This is a genomic window from Geobacillus sp. WSUCF-018B, assembly GCF_002809985.1.
Classification (GTDB): Bacteria; Bacillota; Bacilli; order Bacillales; family Anoxybacillaceae; genus Geobacillus; species Geobacillus thermophilus.
The window spans coordinates 1-24,542 of sequence record NZ_PIJF01000046.1; the positions used below are offsets into that span (position 1 = coordinate 1).

General features: G+C 54.1%; 21 protein-coding genes, 7 tRNA genes and 1 rRNA gene. 24 read left to right on the forward strand and 5 right to left on the reverse strand.

What is annotated here, in order from left to right:
- The 8 genes from rrf to CV944_RS12950 all read left to right on the forward strand — a co-directional run.
- A 5S ribosomal RNA gene (rrf, locus tag CV944_RS12915) occupies positions 1 to 96 on the forward strand; the annotation flags it as partial.
- A gap of 9 nt (positions 97 to 105) precedes the next feature.
- Positions 106 to 180: transfer RNA gene (locus CV944_RS12920), tRNA-Val, on the forward strand.
- Between the two features lie 4 nt (positions 181 to 184).
- Positions 185 to 256: transfer RNA gene (locus tag CV944_RS12925), tRNA-Ala, on the forward strand.
- Between the two features lie 6 nt (positions 257 to 262).
- Positions 263 to 345: transfer RNA gene (locus CV944_RS12930), tRNA-Leu, on the forward strand.
- Between the two features lie 17 nt (positions 346 to 362).
- A tRNA-Ser gene (locus CV944_RS12935) sits at positions 363 to 455 on the forward strand.
- A gap of 157 nt (positions 456 to 612) precedes the next feature.
- Positions 613 to 685, forward strand: a tRNA-Thr gene (locus CV944_RS12940).
- Positions 686 to 695: 10 nt separating this feature from the next.
- Positions 696 to 777, forward strand: a tRNA-Tyr gene (locus CV944_RS12945).
- 18 nt (positions 778 to 795) lie between these two features.
- A tRNA-Ile gene (locus CV944_RS12950) sits at positions 796 to 869 on the forward strand.
- Positions 870 to 1,008: 139 nt separating this feature from the next.
- On the opposite strand, the gene CV944_RS12955 is transcribed toward CV944_RS12950, so the two are convergent.
- A complete protein-coding gene (locus tag CV944_RS12955; protein ID WP_100659809.1) occupies positions 1,009 to 1,857 on the reverse strand; it encodes an MBL fold metallo-hydrolase in 849 nt (282 codons plus the stop codon).
- A 180-nt stretch (positions 1,858 to 2,037) separates the two neighbouring features.
- Here CV944_RS12955 and CV944_RS12960 point away from each other — a divergent pair, with 180 nt between their 5' ends.
- From CV944_RS12960 to parC, 5 genes are all read left to right on the forward strand, one after another.
- Positions 2,038 to 2,337: a phasin family protein gene (locus tag CV944_RS12960; RefSeq protein ID WP_100659810.1), complete on the forward strand. Its 300-nt coding sequence runs from the start codon at positions 2,038 to 2,040 to the stop codon at positions 2,335 to 2,337.
- A gap of 45 nt (positions 2,338 to 2,382) precedes the next feature.
- Positions 2,383 to 4,059 (forward strand): ABC1 kinase family protein, encoded by a 1,677-nt coding sequence (locus tag CV944_RS12965; protein WP_100659811.1) that lies wholly within the window; start codon positions 2,383 to 2,385, stop codon positions 4,057 to 4,059.
- A gap of 118 nt (positions 4,060 to 4,177) precedes the next feature.
- Positions 4,178 to 4,597, forward strand: coding sequence for a CoA-binding protein (locus CV944_RS12970; RefSeq protein ID WP_033010909.1), 420 nt, complete (start codon positions 4,178 to 4,180; stop codon positions 4,595 to 4,597).
- Between the two features lie 175 nt (positions 4,598 to 4,772).
- Positions 4,773 to 6,710: a DNA topoisomerase IV subunit B gene (gene parE, locus CV944_RS12975; protein WP_061580965.1), complete on the forward strand. Its 1,938-nt coding sequence runs from the start codon at positions 4,773 to 4,775 to the stop codon at positions 6,708 to 6,710.
- Positions 6,711 to 6,771: 61 nt separating this feature from the next.
- Positions 6,772 to 9,216: a DNA topoisomerase IV subunit A gene (parC, locus tag CV944_RS12980; protein WP_100659812.1), complete on the forward strand. Its 2,445-nt coding sequence runs from the start codon at positions 6,772 to 6,774 to the stop codon at positions 9,214 to 9,216.
- Between the two features lie 200 nt (positions 9,217 to 9,416).
- Here parC and CV944_RS12985 read toward each other — a convergent pair whose 3' ends face one another.
- Positions 9,417 to 10,136 (reverse strand): MerR family transcriptional regulator, encoded by a 720-nt coding sequence (locus CV944_RS12985; protein WP_033010912.1) that lies wholly within the window; start codon positions 10,134 to 10,136, stop codon positions 9,417 to 9,419.
- Positions 10,137 to 10,420: 284 nt separating this feature from the next.
- Between CV944_RS12985 and treP the strand changes: the two genes are divergently transcribed.
- From treP to CV944_RS13020, 7 genes are all read left to right on the forward strand, one after another.
- Complete coding sequence (gene treP / locus CV944_RS12990; protein WP_100659821.1) at positions 10,421 to 11,836, forward strand: PTS system trehalose-specific EIIBC component; 1,416 nt, start codon at positions 10,421 to 10,423, stop codon at positions 11,834 to 11,836.
- Positions 11,837 to 11,999: 163 nt separating this feature from the next.
- Positions 12,000 to 13,691 carry an alpha,alpha-phosphotrehalase gene (gene treC, locus CV944_RS12995; protein ID WP_100659813.1) on the forward strand — a complete coding sequence of 564 codons (1,692 nt, stop codon included), beginning with the start codon at positions 12,000 to 12,002 and terminating at the stop codon, positions 13,689 to 13,691.
- A 22-nt stretch (positions 13,692 to 13,713) separates the two neighbouring features.
- A complete protein-coding gene (gene treR / locus CV944_RS13000) occupies positions 13,714 to 14,427 on the forward strand; it encodes a trehalose operon repressor (protein WP_047818401.1) in 714 nt (237 codons plus the stop codon).
- Between the two features lie 183 nt (positions 14,428 to 14,610).
- A complete protein-coding gene (locus tag CV944_RS13005) occupies positions 14,611 to 16,023 on the forward strand; it encodes a Na+/H+ antiporter NhaC family protein (RefSeq protein ID WP_100659814.1) in 1,413 nt (470 codons plus the stop codon).
- A gap of 179 nt (positions 16,024 to 16,202) precedes the next feature.
- Complete coding sequence (locus CV944_RS13010) at positions 16,203 to 16,646, forward strand: acyl-CoA thioesterase (protein ID WP_100659815.1); 444 nt, start codon at positions 16,203 to 16,205, stop codon at positions 16,644 to 16,646.
- Between the two features lie 122 nt (positions 16,647 to 16,768).
- On the forward strand, positions 16,769 to 18,268 hold the full coding sequence (locus tag CV944_RS13015; RefSeq protein WP_100659816.1) for an aminotransferase class V-fold PLP-dependent enzyme: 1,500 nt from the start codon (positions 16,769 to 16,771) through the stop codon (positions 18,266 to 18,268).
- A gap of 71 nt (positions 18,269 to 18,339) precedes the next feature.
- Positions 18,340 to 19,533 carry an acyl-CoA dehydrogenase family protein gene (locus CV944_RS13020; RefSeq protein ID WP_033010924.1) on the forward strand — a complete coding sequence of 398 codons (1,194 nt, stop codon included), beginning with the start codon at positions 18,340 to 18,342 and terminating at the stop codon, positions 19,531 to 19,533.
- A gap of 102 nt (positions 19,534 to 19,635) precedes the next feature.
- Here the strand turns inward: CV944_RS13020 and speE are convergent, their stop codons facing one another.
- The 3 genes from speE to nsrR form a co-directional block, all read right to left on the reverse strand.
- Positions 19,636 to 20,529 (reverse strand): polyamine aminopropyltransferase, encoded by an 894-nt coding sequence (gene speE / locus CV944_RS13025; RefSeq protein WP_100664306.1) that lies wholly within the window; start codon positions 20,527 to 20,529, stop codon positions 19,636 to 19,638.
- Positions 20,530 to 20,575: 46 nt separating this feature from the next.
- The gene (locus CV944_RS13030; RefSeq protein WP_047818397.1) at positions 20,576 to 20,767 is read right to left on the reverse strand and encodes a hypothetical protein; all 192 of its coding nucleotides are present in this window, start codon (positions 20,765 to 20,767) and stop codon (positions 20,576 to 20,578) included.
- A gap of 162 nt (positions 20,768 to 20,929) precedes the next feature.
- The gene (nsrR, locus tag CV944_RS13035) at positions 20,930 to 21,376 is read right to left on the reverse strand and encodes a nitric oxide-sensing transcriptional repressor NsrR (RefSeq protein WP_100664307.1); all 447 of its coding nucleotides are present in this window, start codon (positions 21,374 to 21,376) and stop codon (positions 20,930 to 20,932) included.
- Positions 21,377 to 21,549: 173 nt separating this feature from the next.
- Here nsrR and hmpA point away from each other — a divergent pair, with 173 nt between their 5' ends.
- From hmpA to CV944_RS13050, 4 genes are all read left to right on the forward strand, one after another.
- Positions 21,550 to 22,785, forward strand: a complete 1,236-nt coding sequence (hmpA, locus tag CV944_RS13040; RefSeq protein WP_100664308.1) for an NO-inducible flavohemoprotein — start codon at positions 21,550 to 21,552, stop codon at positions 22,783 to 22,785.
- An 80-nt stretch (positions 22,786 to 22,865) separates the two neighbouring features.
- A complete protein-coding gene (locus tag CV944_RS17170) occupies positions 22,866 to 23,048 on the forward strand; it encodes a hypothetical protein (RefSeq protein ID WP_044742841.1) in 183 nt (60 codons plus the stop codon).
- A complete protein-coding gene (purU, locus tag CV944_RS13045; RefSeq protein WP_033010928.1) occupies positions 22,999 to 23,901 on the forward strand; it encodes a formyltetrahydrofolate deformylase in 903 nt (300 codons plus the stop codon). The genes CV944_RS17170 and purU overlap by 50 nt, the downstream gene beginning before the upstream one ends.
- Positions 23,902 to 24,019: 118 nt before the next feature.
- Positions 24,020 to 24,394, forward strand: a complete 375-nt coding sequence (locus tag CV944_RS13050; protein WP_033010930.1) for a replication termination protein — start codon at positions 24,020 to 24,022, stop codon at positions 24,392 to 24,394.
- The last annotated feature ends 148 nt before the right edge of the window (positions 24,395 to 24,542 follow it).

The window sequence follows — 24,542 nt, forward strand, 5'->3', positions numbered from 1 at the left end:
GAAACACCCGTTCCCATCCCGAACACGGAAGTTAAGCCCTCCAGCGCCGATGGTAGTTGGGGCCAGCGCCCCTGCAAGAGTAGGTCGCTGCTAGGCAAAGAACGTGGAGTATTAGCTCAGCGGGAGAGCACCACGTTGACAGCGTGGGGGTCACTGGTTCGATCCCAGTATACTCCACCATCATGGGGCGTTAGTTCAGGGGGAGAACGCTTCGCTGGCAGCGAAGAGGTCAGGGGTTCAAATCCCCTACGCTCCATTGTATGCGGTCGTGGCGGAATGGCAGACGCGCTAGGTTGAGGGCCTAGTGGGGGCAACCCCGTGGAGGTTCAAGTCCTCTCGACCGCATCGCTCCAAACAGCTATGGAGGAGTACCCAAGTCTGGCTGAAGGGGTCGGTTTCGAAAACCGATAGGGGTGTCACAGCCCGCGGGGGTTCGAATCCCTCCTCCTCCGCCATAAATGCCATAAATATTGACTTAGCTCAATTGGTAGAGACGAGCACCTGCTTCGTCGAGTCGGCTTCGAGTTGTCCCGACGCATCCAGCGTCTTCGAATTGGCTGGGAGAGGAAGGGACACAACAGAAGCCAAGGAGTCACGGTCTACTTCTATCATGCCGACTTAGCTCAATTGGTAGAGCAACTGAATCGTAATCAGTAGGTTGCGGGTTCGAGTCCTGCAGTCGGCATCACGATTACGGAGGGGTAGCGAAGTGGCTAAACGCGGCGGACTGTAAATCCGCTCCCTTTGGGTTCGGCGGTTCGAATCCGTCCCCCTCCATTTTTATTTCTTATAAGCGGGCCTATAGCTCAGCTGGTTAGAGCGCACGCCTGATAAGCGTGAGGTCGGTGGTTCAAGTCCACTTAGGCCCATTTTTTTATGACAATGAGGCTGACCCAAAACGCGAATGCGTTTTGGGTCAGCTTTTTTTCTTAGCAACGGCCTGCTGCTGATCATTTCAAACTGGGAAGTCTTTCGTTTCCAATCGTAAGTGCGGGTGGAATCGTTCCGTTAATGGACGTACTTTCCATAATCTGGGACAGCGATGCGGTCAAAATCACGAGCGAGCTTCGTCAGCCCATCACGCAATTCCTCTCCTGCTACTGGGGCGCCGTGTCCCGTGACAGCGACCGATGGGAAGAGTGCGGCCAATTTGCGCACCGACTCGCGGGCGGCGCGCCAATCGATGGTATAATAGCGCGGCGGGCCGCTGATTTCGATTTGCTGGGTCAACACTTTATACAGTGAATCTTGGCGGACGGTGACGAACGCGTCGCCGGCGATTAAAGCGGCGTCGCGCGGCCGAAATAACGAAATGTGGCCTGGCGTGTGCCCCGGTGTGTGGATCCAGCGGAACTCCGGCAAGTGCGGAACGGTGCCGTCCTCTGGCAGCGGATGAACGCGATCGCCCAGTTGAATCGGTTCATTTGGGAAAAACGGTGATATTTTGGCGATGAAGCCGCCCTCGACGGAAGCGTCAGGTTCAGGATAGCTCGCCTTTCCAGTCAAATACGGCAGTTCAGCCGGATGGGCATACACCGGGACATTCCAATGCTTGACAAGCTCAACAATCGCTCCAACGTGGTCAAAATGGCCGTGGGTTAAAACAATGGCTTGCGGGCGGCTGCCGCTGCCAAAGCGGTCTTCCACGACTGAAACAATGTCATCGGCTGATCCCGGCATGCCAGCGTCGACTAATACAAACGCGCGGTCGTCCGGGCGGCCGACAAGACAAATGTTCACGATTTGGATCGTATGGCAGTACAAATCGGGCAGCACGCTGACTCCGAGGCCGCTCGCTGCTGACGTCGCAGGTATGAAACGATAGTCTTCTCCGTAGTGCAGTTGTTCCTCTGCCATGGGAACTCCCTCCTTGCACGAATGGATAGCCCATCGATAGGATTCCTTATCGAGAAGCGGGATATGCAACGCTAGGTTCGAACGGAAAACACCTTCCGCATTTTCCTCTTTGGCCGCTTGCTCGACATGCCCCGCCAAATAATGGTACTATAAAGGAAAGGAGGAAAGGAGGAAAACAGAATGAGCATTTTGAAAAAAGGATTGGCGTTCGGGCTTGGGCTTGCGATCGCCAGCAAAGAACAAGTGGAAAAAATCATTGACGAGTTAGTCAAAAAAGGGGAATTGTCGCTTGACGAATCGAAGGAAGTGATCGATCAATGGAAGCAGCAAACCGAAGCGCGGAAAACGGAAGTGCAGCGGCTTGTACGCGAGCAAATCAAGCAGGTGATCGATAAACTCGACTTGGCGACGAAAGAAGACGTGCGGCAGCTCGAGGAGCGAATCCGCCGTCTTGAAGAAAAGGAACAAAGCGGAGAGTAACGGGCTTTTTTGACTGCTGTTTGACGCTCTAAGGGAGATGATCGGATGATCGGGAAACGGGTGCGCCATATCGGAAGGTACCACGAAATCGCCGCCGCCTTGCTTCGACACGGGTTTGGGATGATCGTCGATGAGCTCGGCTTTTCGTCGTTTCTTTCGTTGCCGCCGCGATGGAGAGCGGAGCAAGGGAAAAAGGAAGGAAAAACGGTTGGGGAGCGGCTCCGCCTTGTGCTCGAGGAGCTCGGCCCGACGTTCGTGAAGCTCGGGCAAATTGCTAGCACACGGCCGGATTTGATTCCCGCTCCGATCATCAGTGAGCTCGAAAAGCTGCAAGACCAAGTTCCGCCGTTTCCGTTTGCCGATGTCCGCCGGATTGTCGAAGCGGAGTTTGGAAGTTCGCTGGAAACACTCTTTCGTTCATTTGAGGAAATGCCGCTCGCTGCCGCTTCGCTTGGACAAGTGCACCGGGCGGTTCTTCCTTCCGGACAGGCCGTGGCGGTGAAAGTGCAGCGCCCGCACATCGCTGCGCGGGTGGAGACGGATCTGGAAATTTTGCAAGATTTGGCCGTGCTGGCGGAACGCCGTCTCGATTGGGCGGCAACCTACCAATTGTCTGAGATTGTCGATGAACTGGCGCGTTCATTACGGCAGGAGCTGGATTATACAGTCGAGGCGCGCCATGCGGAACGGTTTGCACGGCAGTTTGCCGGCGATTCGTCGGTGTATGTCCCGAAGGTGTTTTGGGATTATACGACGAAAACAGTGCTCACGATGGAATATGTCGAAGGGATCAAACTCGGGGAGATCGAGCGGTTGAAAGCGAACGGCCACTCCTTAAAAACGATCGCCGAGCGTTTGGCTGAAGCAACCTTTCAACAAATGTTTGAGCATGGATTTTTTCATGGCGACCCTCATCCTGGCAATGTATTTGTTCTTGACGATGGAACGCTTTCCTTCATTGACTTTGGCTTGATGGGCCGCCTTCGACCTCATGTCAAACATCATCTTTCTTCACTCATCATCGCCTTAATGCGGCAAAACACGGATGGGGTGTTGGGTGCGATTTACGGTTTAGGAATTGTTCCTGACGGAGTCGATGAAGGAAAATTGCGCGATGATATTGACGAGTTGCGGGAGAAATACTACCGCGTCCCGCTCGGTGAGATCAGTCTTGGGGAAGCCGTCGAGGATTTGCTTTCGGTGGCATTTCGCCATGGCATTCGCATCCCAAGCGATTTGACGCTGTTAGGGAAAGCGCTGTTGACGGTCGAAGGGGTCGTGGAGACGCTTGACCCGCAGTTTCGCATCATGGATGTGGCCGAACCGTTTGGGAGAAAGCTGATGAAAGAGCGTCTTCGGCCTGACCGTGTAGCGGAAACGGCGTGGAAACGGATTTTCGACTACGGTGAATGGCTGCTTCGCTTGCCGGACAGCGTAAAGGAATGGACGAAAATGATGCGGCATGGCAAGCTTCGATTGGAAATCACGGCGCCTGATTTGGAAACGCTGCTAAAGAAGCTCGATCAGATTACGAACCGGCTGTCGTTTAGCATCGTTCTTCTTTCGTGGAGCATCGTCATGGCTGGCATGATGATCGCTTCATCGTTCGGACGGCAGTCGATGCTGCTATGGAAAATTCCTGCTGTTGAAATCGGATTAGGTGTGTCCGCTTTTCTTTTTGGTTGGCTGCTTTACTCGATTTTTCGTTCGGGAAAGTTTTAGCGTTTGTTGCACAATGTTAAAAAGGGCTAAACCATTTTCTGTCTCATAGAAGGATTTTTCTTTCTCGATCGCGAAACAAGTACTGCAAAACCAAAGAGGGAAGGAAGGAGAGAACCCGATGCCCATTGTCAACCCAAGCCGGGAAGAAATCGGCGACATTTTGCGCAAGGCGAAGCGGATTGCCGTTGTCGGCTTGTCCAACAATCCCGAGCGCGAGTCGTATATGGTGGCGAAGGCGATGAAAGACGCCGGATACGAAATCATTCCGGTTAATCCGATGATCGAGGAATGGGAAGGCATTCCAGCGGTCGACAAACTGACGGATATCGAAGGACATGTCGATATCGTCGATGTGTTTCGCCGTTCCGAACATTTGCCGGAGCTCGCCCGCGAGTTTGTGCAAATCGATGCGGACGTATTTTGGGCGCAGCTTGGCGTCGTCAATGAAGAAGCATACGCGTTTTTAAAGGAAAAAGGCTATACGGTGATTATGGATCGCTGCATTAAAGTAGAACATGCGCTTACAAAACGCCCGTAACAGGCGAAGCGCGCCATTGACGAAACGGCCATCTTCTCTAAGATGGTCCTTTCGTTTTTCAGGCGCCGTTGTCCGATTTTGTCAAGCGGTGTCAAAAGACAATGGACAGCTGGTCATTTTATGATACAATAAAACAGAAACAGATGTTCTTGTTTTGGCAGAAAGGGGTGGGCTTGTGGCAAAGCAAGCGATACATGACTATAACGAAGATGCCATTCAAGTGTTAGAAGGGCTTGAGGCGGTGAGGAAGCGTCCGGGGATGTACATCGGCAGCACCGACAGCCGCGGGTTGCATCATCTTGTTTATGAAATCGTCGACAACTCGGTCGATGAAGCGTTGGCCGGATATGGAAATTACATTTTGGTGCAAATACATAAAGACAACAGCATCACCGTCCTTGATGAAGGGCGCGGCATGCCGGTTGGGATGCATAAGCTTGGCAAGCCGACGCCGGAAGTCATTTTGACCGTGCTTCATGCCGGCGGCAAATTCGGCCAAGGCGGCTATAAAACGAGCGGCGGCCTGCACGGAGTCGGGGCTTCGGTTGTCAACGCTTTGTCGGAATGGCTGGTCGTCACGATTCATCGCGACGGCTTCATGTACCGGCAGCGGTTTGAGCATGGAGGCAAACCGGTGACGACGCTAGAGAAAATCGGCACAACGAACAAAACCGGAACCATCATTCAATTTAAGCCGGACCCAACGATTTTCAGCACGACGGTCTTCGATTATGAAACATTGAGTGAACGGCTACGCGAATCGGCGTTTTTGCTGAAAGGGTTGAAAATCGAACTCGTTGACGAACGGACCGGCATGCGCGAGGTGTTCCACTACGAAAACGGAATTGAAGCGTTTGTCGCCTATTTGAATGAGGAGAAAGATGTGCTCCACCCGGTTGTGTATTTTGCTGGCGAGCAAAACGGCATTGAAGTCGAGTTTGCGTTCCAGTTTCATGACGGTTATTCGGAAAACGTGCTGTCGTTTGTCAACAACGTGCGCACAAAAGACGGCGGGACGCATGAAGCCGGGGCGAAAACGGCGATGACGCGCGTCTTTAACGAATACGCCCGCCGCGTCGGCTTGCTTAAGGAAAAGGATAAAAATTTAGAAGGAACGGATATTCGCGAAGGATTGTCCGCGGTCGTTTCGGTGCGCATCCCAGAGCACTTGCTTCAGTTTGAAGGGCAGACGAAAGGAAAGCTCGGAACGAGCGAAGCGCGTTCGGCCGTCGATGCGGTGGTGTCCGAGCAGCTCATGTACTTTCTGCAAGAAAACCCGGACGTAAGCGCGATGCTCATTAAGAAAGCGATTCGGGCCTATCAGGCGCGTGAAGCGGCCCGCAAAGCGCGCGAAGAGGCGAGAAGCGGCAAAAAGCGGAAAGGGAAAGAGGCGCTGTTAAGCGGCAAGCTGACGCCGGCGCAAGGGCGCAATCCGCAAAAAAACGAGCTGTATTTGGTCGAAGGCGATTCGGCGGGCGGTTCGGCGAAACAAGGGCGCGACCGCCGCTTCCAGGCGGTCCTTCCGCTGCGCGGGAAAGTCATCAACACGGAAAAGGCGAAGCTTGGCGATATTTTGAAAAACGAGGAAATCAATACGATCATCCACGCCATCGGCGGCGGCGTCGGCGCTGATTTTTCGCTCGATGATGTCAACTACGACAAAGTGATCATTATGACCGACGCCGACACGGACGGCGCCCATATTCAAGTGCTGCTTTTGACGTTTTTTTACCGCTACATGCGTCCGCTCATTGAAGCGGGAAAAGTGTACATCGCCTTGCCGCCGCTTTATAAAATCAGCAAAAAAAGCGGCAAAAAGGAAGTCATCGAATACGCATGGACAGATGAGCAATTGCGGGAAATCACGAAACGAATGGGCCGCGGCTATACGATTCAGCGCTACAAAGGGCTTGGCGAAATGAACGCCGATCAATTGTGGGAAACGACGATGAATCCGGAAACGCGCACGTTGATCCGCGTGCGCATTGAAGATGCGGCTCGCGCCGAGCGGCGGGTGACGACACTGATGGGCGATAAAGTCGAGCCGCGCCGCAAATGGATTGAAACGCATGTTGCCTTTGGGCTTGAGGAAGAGCCAGGGTGGATCGGCTGATGGCGGTGCGAAAAGACGCCGCCATGATTGCGCCGATGTCTTGTAGGAAAGGAGAGGTATGATGGCAGAGCGATTGTTGGAATTGCCGTTAGAAGACGTGCTTGGCGACCGCTTCGGCCGCTACAGCAAATACATCATCCAAGACCGGGCGCTGCCCGATGCGCGCGACGGGCTGAAGCCCGTGCAGCGCCGCATTTTGTATGCGATGTACATCGATGGCAACACGGCCGATAAACCGTTTCGTAAGGCGGCGAAAACGGTTGGGAACGTGATCGGCAATTTTCATCCGCATGGCGACTCGTCAGTGTACGAGGCGATGGTGCGGATGAGCCAAGAGTGGAAGCTGCGCAACGTGCTGATTGAAATGCATGGCAACAACGGCAGCCTCGACGGCGACCCGCCGGCGGCGATGCGCTACACGGAAGCGCGCTTGTCGGCGATCGCCGCTGAGTTATTGCGCGACATTGACAAGCAAACGGTCGCGTTTGTGCCGAACTTTGACGATACGACGGAGGAGCCGACCGTCTTGCCGGCGATGTTTCCGAACTTGTTGGTGAATGGCTCGACCGGGATTTCGGCCGGCTATGCGACCGACATTCCGCCGCATGCGCTCGGCGAGGTGATCGATGCTGTCCTGATGCGGATTGACCGGCCGGATTGCACGGTTGACGAGCTGATGACCGTCCTTCCCGGCCCTGATTTTCCGACCGGCGGCATCATCCAGGGGAAAGACGGCATCCGCAAGGCGTATGAGACCGGCCGCGGGAAAATCATCATCCGCGCCAAAGCCGCCATCGAGCAGGCGAGAGGCGGGAAAAAGCAGATTGTCATCACGGAGTTGCCGTATGAAGTGAACAAGGCGAATTTGGTGAAAAAAATTGACGAGCTTCGTTTGGACAAAAAGCTCGACGGCATTGCTGACGTCCGCGATGAAACGGACCGGAACGGGCTGTCGATCGTCATCGAGCTGAAAAAAGACGCCGATGCCGAGGCGATCCTTAACTATTTATACAAAAACACCGATTTGCAAGTGCCATACAGCTTCAACATGGTGGCGATCCATGAACGCCGGCCGAAGCTGATGAGCTTGCCGGAGCTGTTGGATGCCTACATCGCCCACCGGAAGGACGTCGTCACGAACCGTTCGCATTTTGAGCTCAAAAAAGCGAACGAGCGGAAGCATATTGTCGACGGGTTGATCAAAGCGCTCTCGATTTTGGATGAGGTGATCGCGACGATTCGGGCGTCGAGTGACAAGCGCGATGCGAAAGATCGGCTGATGGCGGGCTACGGGTTCACCGAGGCGCAAGCGGAAGCGATCGTGACGCTTCAGCTTTACCGGCTGACAAACACCGATATCGCCGCGCTTCGGCAGGAAGCGGAAGAGCTCGACAAAACGATCGCCGAGCTGAGCGCGGTGTTGGCCGATGAGAACAAGCTGTTGTCGGTCATTAAAAAAGAATTGAAGGCCATGAAAAAGCAATATGCTGACGAGCGGCGGACGGCGATTGAAGAGGAGATCGAAGAGCTGAAAGTGAACGTTGAAGCGCTCATTCCGGCTGAAGATGTGATCGTGACCGTGACAAAGGAAGGATACGTGAAACGAACGAGCTACCGTTCGTACAGCGCATCGAACGGTCAGGACATCGGCATGAAGGAGACCGACCGTCTGCTCGCCCAGCTCGAGATGAATACGACCGATGTGCTCTTGCTGTTCACCCGCCGCGGCTATTATTTGTATTGCCCGGTTCATACGCTGCCGGACATCCGCTGGAAAGAGGTCGGCCAGCATATTTCAAGCTTGATTCCGCTGGAACGCGACGATGAGCTCATCGCCGCTGTCCCTGTTTCCTCGTTTGAGACGGACGAACAGCTCGTCTTCGTCACGAGGCAAGGGATGGTGAAACGGACCGAGCTTTCCCAATACCAAGTGCAGCGCTACACGCGCCCGCTTGTTGCGGTCCATGTGAAAGACGATGATGAGGTCGCCGCCGTCTATGCGACGGACGGCCGCGGCCTCCTTTGGCTGGCGACGCATGATGGCTATGCACTTTTGTTTGCCGAAGAAGAAATCAGCCTGGTCGGCGTGCGCGCTGCCGGGGTGAAAGGGATTCAACTAAAAGAAGGAGACTTTGTCGCCGCCGCCTGCCCGCTTCGCCCTGAAGACCGCGGTTTTCTCGTTGTCGCGACGCAGCGCGGGGCGGTGAAAAAAATGGCGCTAGGCGAGTTTGAGCCATCCTCGCGCGCCAAGCGGGGTGTGCGAATCGTGCGCGAAGTGAAATCAAACCCGCACTGCGTGGCCGGAGCGGTTTTGGTCGGCGAGAGCGAGGGGACGGTCGGGCTGCGGACGGAAAAAGGGGCGACGGAGATGGTGGAGACTGCGTCGCTTCGCTTGTCGGACCGCTACGCCACCGGCTCGTTTGTCATCGATACGGATGAAGCGGGAGCAGTGGTGGACGTCTGGAAAGAACCGGCGAAGGGGATTGGCAAAGGAGAAGAAGGATGAGGGCGGACTGTTCGGATGTGCCTGCCGGTCGGCGCGCGTTGTTTGAGGGCGGAAAACCGCGGGCGAAAGCCCCGCGCTTTCAAACCAACGCTTGTTTGCCGCCAAGCCCATGTTGGAGATTGATCAACAAAATAGGGAACGAAAAAGGGCGCTCCTTTTCATGGAGCCCCTTTTTCGATTGCGGCCTTTCCATTCGGGAATTACCAAAACTTCCACCATTTGTTCGTCCGGGAGCGGCCGGCGTTGGTGTTGGCTGCTGTTTGCCGAAAGGAAAGCACCAGTTCCCGGAAAGCTTTTTCCCGCTCGATAATGCGCTGTTCGAGCTGTTTTCGCTCCTGTTCTTGCCTCGCTTTTTCTTCGTGGCAAAAGGCGACGACCGTTTCCAAATGTTCGTGCAGCTGCTCGGTTTTTTGCTGCCACGCTTCTTGGTAGTCTTGAAGGGAGCGGCGCACGGTTTCCGCCGCAGCGCTCGTCTGCTCGCCGAGGTGGTCGAGCTGCCCTTTGACCTCCCTCATCGCCTGTTGGATGGTGTCGGCTGCCTCGCGCTTGACGGCGTCGACGAGCTCGTCTTTTACGCGGGCGACGAGCTGTTCTGCTATGTACGGGGCCCCATGGCGCAACAAACGGGGCACGTCAATAATTTCCCCTTCCATCACATCGGGTTCCACCGGAGCAGGTGGATCGGCGGGCCGCCCGTTCATCTGGGTGATGAGATCCGCGATTTCGCGCGGATGGCGGCCTTCCTCGAGCAACATACGGATTTGACGAAATCGATGGATCAGCTCGTCGGTATAAATGCGCGCCCCTTGGCTGGTGCGGGGAACGGTGATCCATTGAGCGAATTGCTTTTCCCACTGTTTCAAGTCGCGGGCGGTCGTCCCGATTTTTTTCGCTGCTTCGCGGAGTGTGTATGTTTTCATGGTTATCGTCCATCCTTTCTTGATTACATTCATGATTGCTATGTTTTATTTTCCCGCTCGGCCGTTTATTTTCCTGCTGTTTGACAAAACATAACAAAAGAAGTGAAAGTTAGAAAACAAATATACAATTCTTGTCGAAATTGCTCGTTTTTGATCCAAAAACCGTTGACGAACTTGTATATACAGGATAGAATAAAGTCAGGTTGTATATACAAGTTTTTTGTAACCGATTGCTGAAAGCGATTCAACACAATCGGGGGTTGAAAGAAAGGGAGGAATTTCGTATGGGGGCTTATACAAAGGAAGCTGCGCAAATTGTTGAAGCCATCGGCGGCAAGGAGAACATCGTTGCCGCCACGCATTGTGTGACCCGGCTTCGGTTTGCGCTTAAGGACGAAGGAAAAGTCGATAAAGAGGCGCTCGAGCGCATCGATGTCGTCAAAGGTTCGTTTTCGGCCAATGGCCAGTTCCAAGTTGTCATCGGCCAAGGACTTGTCGACAAGGTGTACAACGACCTTGTCGAGCTGACGGGCATCGGCCGGGCGACAAAGCAGGAAATTAAGGATGCGGCCGAAGCGAAGCTCAATCCGCTGCAGCGCGCCATTAAGACGCTGGCTGACATTTTCATCCCGATTTTGCCGGCGATCGTCACGGCCGGTTTGTTAATGGGGATTAACAACGTCTTGACAGGCCCAGGCATTTTTTACGAAGGGAAATCGTTTGTCGAGGTGCACAAAGAATGGGCCGATTTGGCGAACATGATCAACTTGATCGCCAATACGGCATTCGTCTTTCTGCCGGGCTTGATCGGTTGGTCGGCGGTGACGAAATTCGGCGGCAGCCCGCTCTTGGGGATTGTCCTTGGCTTGATGCTCGTCCACCCGGATTTGCTCAACGCTTGGGGCTGGGGAGCGGCGAAAGAAAAAGGAGAGATTCCGGTTTGGAACTTGTTCGGCTTTGAAGTGCAAAAAGTCGGCTACCAAGGGCAAGTGCTGCCGGTGTTGGTGGCTTCCTACGTGCTGGCGAAGCTTGAGCTGTTTTTGCGCAAGCGCATTCCGGATGCGTTTCAGCTGTTGCTTGTCGCGCCGCTTGCGCTGCTTGTGACAGGATTTTTGGCGTTCATTGCCATCGGGCCAGTCACGTTTGCGATCGGAAACGCGATTACGAATTTGTTTGTCGCGATTTTTGACAACGTTCCAGCCATTGGCGGCTTGTTGTACGGAGCGCTCTATGCGCCGCTTGTCGTCACTGGGATGCACCATACGTTCTTGCCGGTTGACTTGCAGCTGATCGCCAGCACAGGCGGCACGTTCCTATGGCCGATTTTGGTCATGTCGAACATCGCCCAGGGCTCTGCGGCATTAGCGATGATGTTCGTCGCCAAAGACGAAAAGCTGCGCGGATTGTCGTTTACGTCGGCTGTTTCCGCGTATTTAGGCATCACGGAACCGGCGATGTTCGGGGTCAACTTGCGCTTTCGTTTCCCGTTTATCGCAGCGATGACCGGAGCGGCGATCGCCGGCATGTTTATTACGCTCAATAAAGTCATCGCTCCGTCAATCGGTGTCGGCGGCCTGCCGGGTTTCTTGTCGATCGTACCGCAAAAGTGGACGCCGTTCTTTATCGGAATGGCGATTGCCATTGCCGTGCCGTTCGTGCTCACCTTTCTGTTCGGCAAAGTGCGCAAAGCTGCCCATTGACCGATCGATTTACTGAGACAAAAAAACAATGTGCTAAATCATCAATCAGACATATACCATTGGAAGCCAACGCCAATGGTATGTTTTTCATCCTCCATCTTTTTCTATCTTTTTCGCGCCGCGATTGACGGATTGTGTAAGCGAATGGACGAGGTGAATCAACATGTCGACAACTCCATGGTGGAAAAAAGCAGTGGTGTATCAAATTTATCCGAAAAGCTTCCGGGATACGAACGGAGATGGCATCGGCGATTTACCCGGAATCATCGAAAAGCTCGATTATTTGAAAGAACTTGGCGTTGACGTGATTTGGCTGACGCCGATTTATGCGTCGCCGCAGCGCGACAACGGCTATGACATCAGCGATTATTTCGCCATCCATCATGCATACGGGACGATGGCTGACTTTGACCGCCTGCTCGATGAGGTGCATGCGCGCGGGATGAAGCTCGTCATGGATATGGTCGTCAACCACACGTCAACCGAACATGAATGGTTCAAACAGGCGAGCGCATCGAAAACGAACCCGTACCGCCAGTTTTACATTTGGCGCGACCCGAAGCCGGACGGCAGCGCCCCGAACAACTGGCAGTCGAAATTCGGCGGTTCGGCGTGGGAGTATGATGAACAAACCGGACAATATTATTTGCATTTGTTCGATGTGACGCAAGCCGATTTGAATTGGGAAAACGAAGAGCTACGCCGCCGTATTTATGACATGATGCATTTTTGGCTGAAAAAAGGCGTGGATGGCTTCCGGTTGGATGTCATCAATTTGCTGTCCAAAGACCAGCGCTTTCCGGACGATGACGGATCGATTCCGCCGGGGGATGGGCGCCGCTTTTATACGGACGGGCCGCGCATCCACGAATTTTTGCAAGAAATGAACCGCGAAGTATTCTCGAAATACGATGTGATGACCGTCGGGGAAATGTCGTCGACGACGATCGACCACTGCATCCGTTACACAAACCCGGAAAACCGGGAGCTCAATATGACGTTTAACTTCCATCACTTGAAAGTCGATTATCCGAATGGGGAAAAATGGGCCGTCGCTCCGTTTGATTTTCTCGCGTTAAAACGCATTTTGTCGGAGTGGCAAGTGCGAATGCACGAAGGCGGGGGATGGAATGCGCTCTTTTGGTGCAACCATGATCAACCGCGCATCGTCTCGCGCTACGGCGATGACGGGACGTATTGGAAAGAGTCGGCGAAAATGCTAGCGACGGCCATCCATCTGATGCAAGGGACGCCATACATTTACCAAGGCGAAGAAATCGGCATGACGGATCCGAAATTCACCGATATCCGCGATTACCGCGACGTCGAGTCGCTCAATATGTACCGGATTTTGCTTGAACAAGGCAAAAGTGAGCAAGAGGTGTTGGACATTTTGCAGCGGAAGTCGCGCGACAATTCGCGCACACCGATGCAATGGGATGACAGCGCTCATGCCGGCTTCACATCTGGTACGCCGTGGATTCGCGTCGCGGACAATTACCGGCGCATTAATGTGAAACAGGCGCTTGCCGATCCCGATTCAATTTTTTACCATTATAAGCGGTTAATTTCACTGCGCAAGCAATACGACATCATCACAACTGGGCGCTACGAACTGCTTTTGGAGGACGATCCGCACATTTTCGCTTACATGCGCCATGGGGAGAAGGAGAAGCTGCTTGTCGTCAACAACTTTTATCCGGTCAAAACGACGTTCGTGCTGCCAAAAGAAGCGGAAATGGACGGTTGGAAGGGAGAGCGGCTGCTGTCCAACTATCCGGATTCACCGGACGATTTTCGCCGCATCGACCTGCGTCCGTACGAATCAGTCGTTTATCTTTTGCTCCGTCCGTGATACAATACAGACGGTGATGATCATGCATGAAAACAAATATTTAGCCATTTATCATGATCTCGTTTCCCGCATCCGCCGCGGGGAGTGGCGGGCGTACGACAAACTGCCGTCGGAAAACGAACTCGCCGTCCGCTACGGGACATCGCGCGAGACGATTCGCAAAGCGCTCAATTTGTTGTCTGAACACGGCTATATCCAAAAGATGAAAGGCAAAGGGTCGATCGTCCTTGATGTTGGCAAGTACGATTTCCCGGTGTCGGGGCTCGTCAGCTTTAAAGAGCTGGCGCAGACGATGAAGCAACCGGTGCGGACGATCGTCCATGAGTTGGCCCTCATAAAGCCGGACAGCGAGCTTAAGCAGCAGTTGCGCGCCTCAAGCAAAGACGACGTCTGGAAAGTGGTGCGCGTCCGCGAAATCGGCGGGGAGCGGATCATTTTAGATAAAGATTTTTTCTTAAAAAAGTACGTTCCATCCTTGACGAAAGACATTTGCGAGGATTCGATTTACGAGTATTTGGAAACCAAGTTGCATTTGCCGATCAGCTTTGCGAAAAAGGAAATGTCGGTCGACGAAGCAACGGAAGAAGATCGTCGTTGTTTGGATTTGCATGGCGATGACCGCGTCGTTGTCGTGAGAAACTATGTGTATTTAAGCGACGCGACGTTGTTTCAATACACTGAATCGCGGCATCGGCTCGATAAGTTCCGGTTTGTCGACTTTGCCCGCCGGAAATGACGGCGGCGGCTTGGGCCACGAATCGAATCGCATGGCGCTGCGCCTTTGGGCCGCGGCGTTTTTTTATGGCGTCCGATGGTCATTTAATAAACAAAACTATGTTCTAAATAATCAACAAAATCATAAACAAACAGCATTATGGCTATCCTTGTTAACAGCAAGATCGCAAAGGGGGATGCCGGTGTGGAAGGAACATGGTGGTCGCTATTGCCTTTTCTTTTGATCATTCCGCTCGCCATTTGGCTGAAAGAAATTTTGCCCGGTCTTATAGCCGGGCTGCTTGTCGGGGCGTTTTGCCTTGAGCGGTCGCTTGTCGGCGGCATCGAGCGGGCGCTGTCCGCCATTGTTCATTCGCTCAGCGATGTTGAACACATGAAGGTGGCGGCGTTTTTGTACTTGTTCGGCTCGCTTGTCGGCATGATGCAAATCACCGGTGGGATCAAAGGGTTTGTCGAGAAGCTTTCTGGGCGCATCCGCACGAAGCGCAGGCTTTTGTTGTTCGTTTGGTTGACGGTGCCGGTGACGTTTTTTATGCCGATGTTCCGCATTATGCTCCTCGGTCCGGTGATGAAGGCGGTGCTTCGCCAGTTTCGCATCGACCGGCGCCGGATGGCGTACATCATCGATGTGTCCACTGAACCGATCATCGTGCTTCTGCCGGCGGCAACGGCGTTTGTCGGCTTTATGACGTCTGTTGTAGCGGCGGCGCTGGCGCAAAACGATATTCATGAACCGGCGTATGGCGTTTTTTTGCGCAGCTTGCCGTACAATCTGTTTGCCATTATCGCGCTGATAATCGGGCTGCTGACGACGATGCTGAACATCCGCATCGGCAAGACGCGGGCGAAAAAAGGAGAGGAGAAAACAAACGAACTGCACGGCCTCGGGCTGCGCAAAGAATTGTCCCTTGTCACAGGAGAGCCGCTTCACCTTTTTGTCCCGCTGGCGTTGCTGCTCGGGCTGACGTTCGCTTTTTTTGCCTATGATGGTCGGCGGCGCGGGGCGCACGGCTGGCTAGAAGCGTTTTCGCAAGCGGATGCAACATGGGCGATGCTGTTGGCGCTGTTTGTGACCCTTCTTCTCTCGATGGGGTTTTATGTATGGCGCAGGCAGTCGCTGTCGGAGTTGATTTACCACTTTTTCGCGGGGGGCAACGAGTTGATGGCGCCGATCGGCATGCTCGTTCTCGTTTGGGCCGTCTCCGCGGTGGCGGGGGAGCTCGGCTTTACCGCTTACGTGGCTTCGACGTTTGGGACATGGCTTCCCGGGACGTTTGTGCCCGCGGCAGTGTTTTTGGCCGGATCGTTTTTGGCGTATTTTATCGGGTCCTCGTGGGGGACATGGGGCATTTTCATGCCGCTTGGCGTCACGCTCGCGCACGCGACTGGAGCGCCGCTTGAGATGACGGTCGGCGCGGTGTTTGCGAGCGGAACGTTCGGCGCGTTTGCCTCGCCGCTTGGCGATACGACCATCACGACAGCCGCCATCATGGATATGGACTTGATGAACTATGCGAAATACAAACTGCGCATTTCCTTGATTGGCGCCGGGCTGTCGCTTGCCGGGTACGTGCTGCTTCCGCTTTGGGCCGGGTGAGGAGAAGCGAACGCTTCGCTCTCCCTGCTCCCCACCTCTATCTAAACTATGTTCTAAATCATCAAATATCAAAAAACAGTTGCATCCATAAGCGAATCAAGCTATGATAAAAACAACATACTGACTAGTTGGCAGACACACTGCTGTGTCTGCCGTCAAAAAGGGGAGAGGGAACACGAATGAAAACGCACACGATTACGGTCAATCCGCGTTTTTGTGAAACAGACGCGCTCGGACATTTAAGCAACATCAGCTATTTTATTTATTTGGAAGAAGCGCGCACCCGTTTGTTCGATGAGCTGAGCTACGGCGGACGGACGGACGAATGGCACTTTGTTTTGGCGTCTACGAAGTGCGACTTTATTCGCCAAGCGTTTTTCGGGCGGCGGTTGCGGGTGGAAACGAATGTCTCCCGCATTGGCAACAAAAGCTTTCAATGCATCCATCGCATCGTCGAGGAGGAAACAGGTACGCTCATTGCCCTCGGAGAGGCGGTCGTCGTCCATTTTAACTTCCATACCCAAACAAGCGAACCGCTCCCGGACGAGCTGCGGGCGCGGCTGGCGGAGTACCTTGTTTCCACTGAACAAGCCGCGCCGTGCAACCCGCCCAAAAATGTATAATCCTCTTTAGATTGTTTGAACGATCCGCCCACCCGGCGGATTGTTGTTTTTTCTGGACCAATCGTCAAAAGGATACATACTCTGTATTGAGAATAGGCTGATTGCGGAAAGGGGGAGCAGTGATGATGATTCGGGCGACGATTGGCCATGCGACGTATACGTGCCGCGGTGAGCTCGAGACGTATTTTCAGCCGTTTCGCGACGGAACGATCGGCCGCTTTCATCCGTTTTCCACCCCGTTTGGCGAGCAGCGGCTTCTTTACGCCGACTGGACGGCAAGCGGACGGCTGTATCGCCCGATTGAGGAGAAAATGGCCCGTGAACTCGGCCCGTTCGTCGGCAACACCCATACTGAGTCGAACGTGACCGGGACGAAAATGACGCTTGCGTATCGCTATGCGAAAGAACTCATCAAACAACACGTCCATGCCAAAAAAAGCGATGTTTTGATCATGCAAGGGGCGGGGGCAACCGGGGCTGTCAACAAGCTGCAGCGCCTGCTTGGCTTGCGCGTGCCGGAGCGGTGGAAACGGCGCTTGGTGCTGGCGGATGACGAGCGCCCGGTCGTGTTCGTCACCCATATGGAACACCACACGAATCTGCTGCCGTGGGCGGAAACGATCGCTGAAGTCGTGACGATTCGGCCGACCCAAAACGGGGATGTCGATCTTGACCATTTGCGCGAGCTGCTCGAGCGCTACCGCGATCGGCCGCAAAAGATCGGCGCATTCACCGCCTGCTCGAACGTAACTGGGATCGAAACGCCGTATCATGCCTTGGCGAAACTGATGCATGAATATGGCGGGCTTTGCTTCGTCGACTTTGCCGCTTCCGCCCCGTATGTGCGCATCGATATGCACCCGGATGACCCGATGGAACAGCTGGATGCCATTTATTTTTCGCCGCACAAATTTCTTGGCGGACCGGGAAGCGCAGGAGTGCTTCTCTTTGACAGCCGGCTGTATGACCAAAAGGCGCCTGACCATCCAGGAGGCGGAACGGTGTATTGGACCGACCCGTGGGGGCATTACGAATACGTAGAGGCAATCGAAGAGCGGGAAGACGGGGGAACGCCGCCGTTTTGGCAAACGATCAAAGCAGCGCTCGCCATCCAGCTGAAAGAGCAAATGAACATAAAACGAATGCGCGCCCGCGAACAGGAGCTCGTATCGCTCCTATTGCCGGCGTTAAAAGACATTCCCGGCGTCCGGGTGCTGGAAGGGCATCGGGATGACCGGCTTGGCATCATTTCGTTTGTCATCGACGGGCTGCACTACAACATCATCGTCAAGTTGCTCAATGATCGTTTCGGCATCCAAGCGCGCGGCGGTTGTTCATGCGCCGGGCCGTACGGCCATTATTTGCTTGGCATCGATCAAGAGCAGTCCGCCGCCTTGCTCAACGAAGTCAAAAGCGGCAACTTGTTGGCAAAACCGGGCTGGGTGCGCGTGTCGCTTCATCCGACGATGACGAATGAAGAAGTGTATACGATCCTTCATGCCGTCCGCCAAATCGCCCGCCATGGCGCCCGCTGGCAAGAGGAGTATGTATACGATGCGGCGAAAAACGAGTTTGTCCATCGCCACGATGACCGGTATGTCCGCCATTTCTTTCTGTTGTAATGCATTTTCATTTCCTCATCAATGCAAAACCGGTACAATAGAGGCATCCTGGAAAAAAGAAGGGGAGAACGATGAACGAATTGTACCATCTGCTTGTGCGGACCGAACGGGAAGAAGAGCTTCACCGCCGGGCATGGCGCCTCGCCGAACAGTTTGCCGCCCGCGCGGCGCATTATGATGAGCGGGCCGAGTTTCCGTTTGCCAACTTCGCTCTGTTAAAAGAAGCCGGATTTCTGTCGTTGACCGTCCCGGCCGAATACGGAGGCGGCGGGGCCTCGCTGTACGAGCTCGTGCTCGTGCAAGAGACGCTGGCCCAAGGCGACGGCGCCACCGCCTTGTCACTCGGTTGGCATTTAAGCATTGTCATGCGCCTGTATTTGCTGCGCCGCTGGCCGGAAGCGGTGCTCATCCGCCTGGCCAGCGAGATCACGGAACGCCATGTGTTGATAAACAGCGCCCATTCTGAACGGGCAACCGGCAGCCCGGCGCGCGGGGGAAAACCAACAACAACCGCTTGTTTCCGCAACGGCCGCTGGGTGCTTCATGGGCGAAAAGCGTTTGCGTCATTGGCGCCGGCACTCGATTACGTGCTAATTTCCGCCACGATTGACAGCAGCGGCGAGGTCGGCGAATTTCTTGTCCCGATGAAAACCCCGGGGCTTCGCATTGAGCCGACATGGCACACGCTCGGCATGAAGGCGACGCGCAGCGATGACCTCATCCTTGATGGCGTCGAGGTTGAACCGGAAGCGCTCGTGGAGATGCTGGAGAAACCGGTCGGTGCAGCACCGGCACAAGGATGGCTTTTGCATGTTCCGGCATGCTACTTAGGGATCGCCATCGCCGCCCGCAATGAGGCGCTCCGCTTTGCCCAAACGTACCAACCGAACACGTTGTCGCAGCCGATCGCCTCGACGCCGGAGGTGCAGCGGAAAATCGCCGAGATGGAGTGGCGCCTCGTTCACGCCCGTCATTTTCTGTATAGCATCGCCGATTTATGGGATCGATACCCTGACAAACGTCATGAAATGAAAGAGGAATTGGCAACCGCCAAGTTCATTGCGACGAATACCGCGCTCGAGGTTGTCGATTGGGCGATGCGCATCGTCGGGGGACAAAGTTTGTATGCTGATAGTCCGCTTGGGCGCTATTACCGAGACGTGCGCGCCGGACTCCATAACCCGCCGGCTGACGACTTGACGATCGCGTGGCTCGCCAAGCGGGCGCTTGCCGGCAGTCGAACGCGCGCAAAAGCTGACGCCTAAGCAGCCAACCAATGCAGGTTGACTCAAGAACATTCAACGTGTGTTTTCCAGACAAATCGAAACCGCTGTCCCTAAATGCGAGGGACAGCGGTTTTTTAACGGTCATTTTCCCGTGTTTTCGTTCTCTGCCTCCAGCGCAGCGCGCAAAAAGGAAGGCAACGCGAAGCATTGGCGGAATACGGCGTCATTGACGTATTTTGTATCTTCGGGAATCGCTGTTTGCTTCGGCAGCTCAAGCGGCCGTTTCGAGCCGATTGTAAAGCTCCACAATCCGCCCGGGTACGTCGGCACAACCGCCGTGTACACGAGCACATGCGGGAACAATTCGCGAATGTTGCGGTATGTCCGCTTCAAAATATCGAGATGGAAAATGGGCGACTGGCTTTGGCACACCATGAGCCCGTCCTCTTTTAATGCCCGGTGCACGTTGGCATAAAACTCCGGTGAAAACAGCGCCTCAGCCGGGCCGACCGGGTCGGAGGAGTCGATCATGATGACGTCGTACTCGCGTTCCTTTCCGCGCACAAAGGCGACACCGTCGCCATAAATGAAGTGGACGCGCGGGTCGGACAAATTGCCGGAGACGGCCGGCAAATGTTCTTTGCACGCCCGGACGACCTTCTCATCAATTTCCACCATCTCGATCGCCTCGAGGCGGGCATACTTAGCCGTTTCTCTGGCTGCCCCGCAGTCTCCCCCGCCGATGATCAGCGCCCGTTTGGCTTCCGGATGAAACTGAAGCGGCACGTGCGAAATCATCTCATTATAAATATGGCCGTCAATCGAGGTCGTTTGCACGACGCCGTCCAGTACGAGCATGCGGCCAAAATCATACGAATCCAAAATCATGACATGCTGATACTCGGATGGCTCGGCAAAGATCACCTCTTTGATCCGGTAGCTAATTTTCAAATTGTCGCGGTCATCTTCGGTGAGCCAAAGCTCTCCGTTGTCCATATGCAAGTAAGGGGGTAAAGCGTTTCCTTGCTGTTTCATTGTTACCTCCTTTGGTTTTGCAGTTTTTTCTCACACCTTTCTAATCTTAATATATTATGCTCGCGGTGGCAAACAAAGGGGTTTGCCGGCCGGTGCCGGACGTGTTCATCCCGCCGCCCATGTTCGACGACTGGTTGCGTTTTTCCGGCCGCTCCTCGTCTTGGCCGCCGCAGCCGGCACAAAGGCTGACCGCTAACGCGCAAATGGCGGCAAGCGGCATCATCCATCGTTTTCGCATCTTTTCCTCCTCCTTTCGTTTCCATCATAAACTGAGACGGCGGGCGACGACCACGACATCGTATGATTCCATCGTTCCGTCTCCCTTCATGCGGCGATGCTTGCTTATAGTGTGCCTGTCAACAGACAAAATAACACTCCCCGCCATTCGGACGGAGAGTGTTTATCGATTGCGCCGCTCCCCAAGCAAAGCACGAAGCGACGTACGGTTTTCAAGCAAATCAGCGAGCGTATACGCATCGAGCACACGCAAAAACGCTTCTAACGCCTCGCGAAGCGCAAAACGGAGCCGGCATGAAGGCGTCAGCACGCATTCATTACCGTGAGCGGCGAAGCACTCCACAAGCGACAAATTGTCTTCCGTCTCGCGAACGACCGCACCGATGACAATCTCCTCCGGCCGTTTCGCCAGGCGAATCCCGCCGTTGCGTCCGCGGATCGTTTCGATGTAGCCAAGCTTGCCGAGCTCATGGACAATTTTGCTTAAATGATGCTCAGACAGCGAAAACGCAGTGGAAATTTCCTTAATGTTCGTTTTTTCTCCTTCCTCAAGCGTCCCTAAAAACAAGAGGACGCGCAACGCGTATTCCGTGTAGTTGGTTAACTGCATCTTCGTCCACAACCTTTTATGCAACATGATCGAATTTTATTGTACCATACCCGCTTCGCACGGGGAATTGTGAACAATTTGTTAAAGATGTATTTGAAATATTGCTTTTTGTTGCCGTCCATGTTTGAATAAAAGATGTATTTGAAATACATGTTTTGTGAGGGGATGGAACAATGACTACGATCACAACTTTACATCCGAAAACGATCGAAATCGTCAAATCGACCGTGCCGGTATTAGAGAAGCACGGGGAACAGATTACGAAACGGTTTTATGAACTCATGTTTTCCAATCATCCGGAGCTGCTGAATGTGTTTAACCATGCCAACCAAAAACAAGGGCGGCAGCAACGCGCCTTGGCGGCAGCCGTGTACGCGGCAGCGCGCTATATCGATCAATTGGACGCCATTTTGCCGGTCGTGCGGCAAATCGGCCATAAACACCGGAGCTTAGGCATCCAGCCGGAACAATATCCGATCGTCGGAAAACATTTGTTGCTCGCGATCAAAGACGTGCTTGGCGACGCCGCCACGGATGAAGTCATTGCCGCGTGGGCGGAAGCATACGAAGCCATTGCCGCTGTTTTCATTCAAGTCGAGAAGGAACTCTACGAGGAAGCAGCGGCCAAACACGGCGGCTGGCGCGGTTTCCGCCGCTTTGTCGTCACAAAAAAGGTGAAGGAAAGCGACATCATCACGTCGTTTTATTTCGAGCCGGAAGACGGCGACGCCATCAGCGACTATTTACCAGGTCAATACGTGAGCGTAAAACTGGACATCCCTGGTGAAACGTATACGCACATTCGCCAATACAGCTTATCGGACGCCCCCGGCAAAGGGTATTACCGCATCAGTGTCAAACGGGAAGCAGCAACAGCGGAAAAACCGGCCGGCATCGTGTCGAACTATTTGCATGACCACATTCACGAAGGCGATGTCGTCGAGTTAAGCGCTCCAGCCGGCGACTTTACGCTCGACTTGACACACGAAACGCCGGTTGTGCTGATCAGCGGCGGCGTTGGGGTCACTCCGCTTTTAAGCATGGCGAATACATTGGCCATCCGTCAGCCGAATCGTCCGGTGACGTTTCTTCAAGCTGCCCTAAACGGCCGCGTGCAAGCCTTTGACGAAGAGTTGCGGGCATTGGCCAAACGCCCATCGTTTGCCTACCATCTCTGTTACGAATCGCCGTCTGAAGACGACCGCCGTCATCCGCATTTCGGCAAAGAAGGACGGATCGACCTTGCTTGGATGAAAACGGTCATTCCGACTCGCGACGCTGACTTTTATTTCTGCGGCCCGGTGCCATTTATGAAAACGGTCTACCGCGCCTTAGCAGAGTGGGGCGTGCCGGAAGAACGCATCCATTACGAATTTTTCGGCCCGGCCGGCGATTTGACGAAAGACTGATCACGGGCAGGCCAAAGGGTGTCTCCTACATAACGAGACACCCTTTTTCACTGCCATTTTACTCGAGGGGAGATGTTCTTTTGAATATCGCCCCTTCCGCCGCAGGGGCAAAGGCGGCTTTTCTTGCAAAAAAGATGGACCGTGCAGTTGGCAAGCGGATGATTTTTTTGTATGATGAAAACCAAACGACGGAAAGAAAAGGGAGAGAACAACATGACGACGTTTCGCCAACATCGCTGGCAATCATTTTTGCAAGGCTATGAAGATCGCGCCCGCCTGCTCATTTCCTGTCCGGATCGTCCAGGCATTGTCGCCGCGGTCACGTCCTTCTTGTATGAGCAAGGCGCCAATATCGTCGAATCGAGCCAATACTCGACCGATCCGAAAGGGGGTACGTTCTTCCTCCGTTTGGAGTTTGACTGCCCGAACATCGCGGAACGAAAAGACCAGATCGAAGCGGCCTTTGCCCCGATCGCCGCTGAGTTTGGCATGGATTGGCATCTTCGCCTCCATAACGACATTCGGCGGATCGCCATTTTTGTCTCAAAAGCGGAGCACTGCTTGCTTGAACTTCTTTGGCAATGGCAGGCAGGCGAACTGATCGCCGATATCGCTCTTGTTGTCAGCAACCATCCGGATTTGCGCGATGCGGTCGAGCCGTTTGGCATCCCGTATGTGCACATTCCCGTGACGAGCGAAACGAAGGCGGACGCCGAGGCGAGGCAAATCCGCCTGCTTCATGACTATCGCATCGACACGATTGTGCTCGCCCGGTACATGCAAATTTTATCGCCGGCGTTTGTCGCCGAATTTCCGGGGCGGATCATCAACATCCACCACTCGTTCCTGCCGGCGTTTATCGGCGCCAGGCCATACGAGCGGGCGTATGAGCGCGGAGTGAAACTGATCGGCGCCACGTCCCATTACGTCACAGACGATTTGGATGAAGGGCCGATCATCGAGCAAGACGTCGCCCGCGTTGACCATCGCCACCATCCCGACGATTTAAAGCGGATCGGCCGCCTGATCGAAAAAACCGTGCTCGCCCGGGCGCTCAAATGGCATTTGGAAGACCGGGTCATCATCCATGGCAACAAAACCATCGTCTTTTATTGAACGCACAGGGAAGGATGGCTCCTTCCCTGCATGATCCAATGAAAAGAAAGCGGACCCTAGCAGGAATCCGCTTTGGAAGCGGCGAAATGAAACGGAAAGAAAGGAGGAGGATGTCTCGATGGGGGAGAAACGGACGCCCAGCGGTTTTCTGTTAAAACAACGTGCGTTTTTAAAACTGTATTTAATCACGTTAACGGAACAAGAACGGTTGTATGGACTGAAGCTGCTTGATGTGCTGCGCCAAGAGTTTAAACCGTTCGGCTACCGGCCGAACCATTCCGAAGTGTACAAAGCGCTCCACGATTTGATTGAAGACGGCATTTTAAAGCAAGTCAAGCAGAAAAAAGAAGGCATGAAGTACCAAGAAGTTGTGTACTACCGCTTCGCGGAAGGGGGGCAGGAAAAGGCGAAATTGTACAAACGCCAACTGAAAGCGGAGCTGGACCGGTGTGCGGCGCTCATTCGCAAGGCGATTGAGGACAACTTCAGTTGAGGGCGCCTCTTTTTTTGTATGCATTTACATAACATTTTTATGGTGAATTACCCGTGGTGCTAGATAAACTTGAGCAAGCATAAAAATAGCCCTTGCTGGCGGATCTCCTGTAGAATGAAAGTGCGACCTGCCATTCGAAAGGAGAATC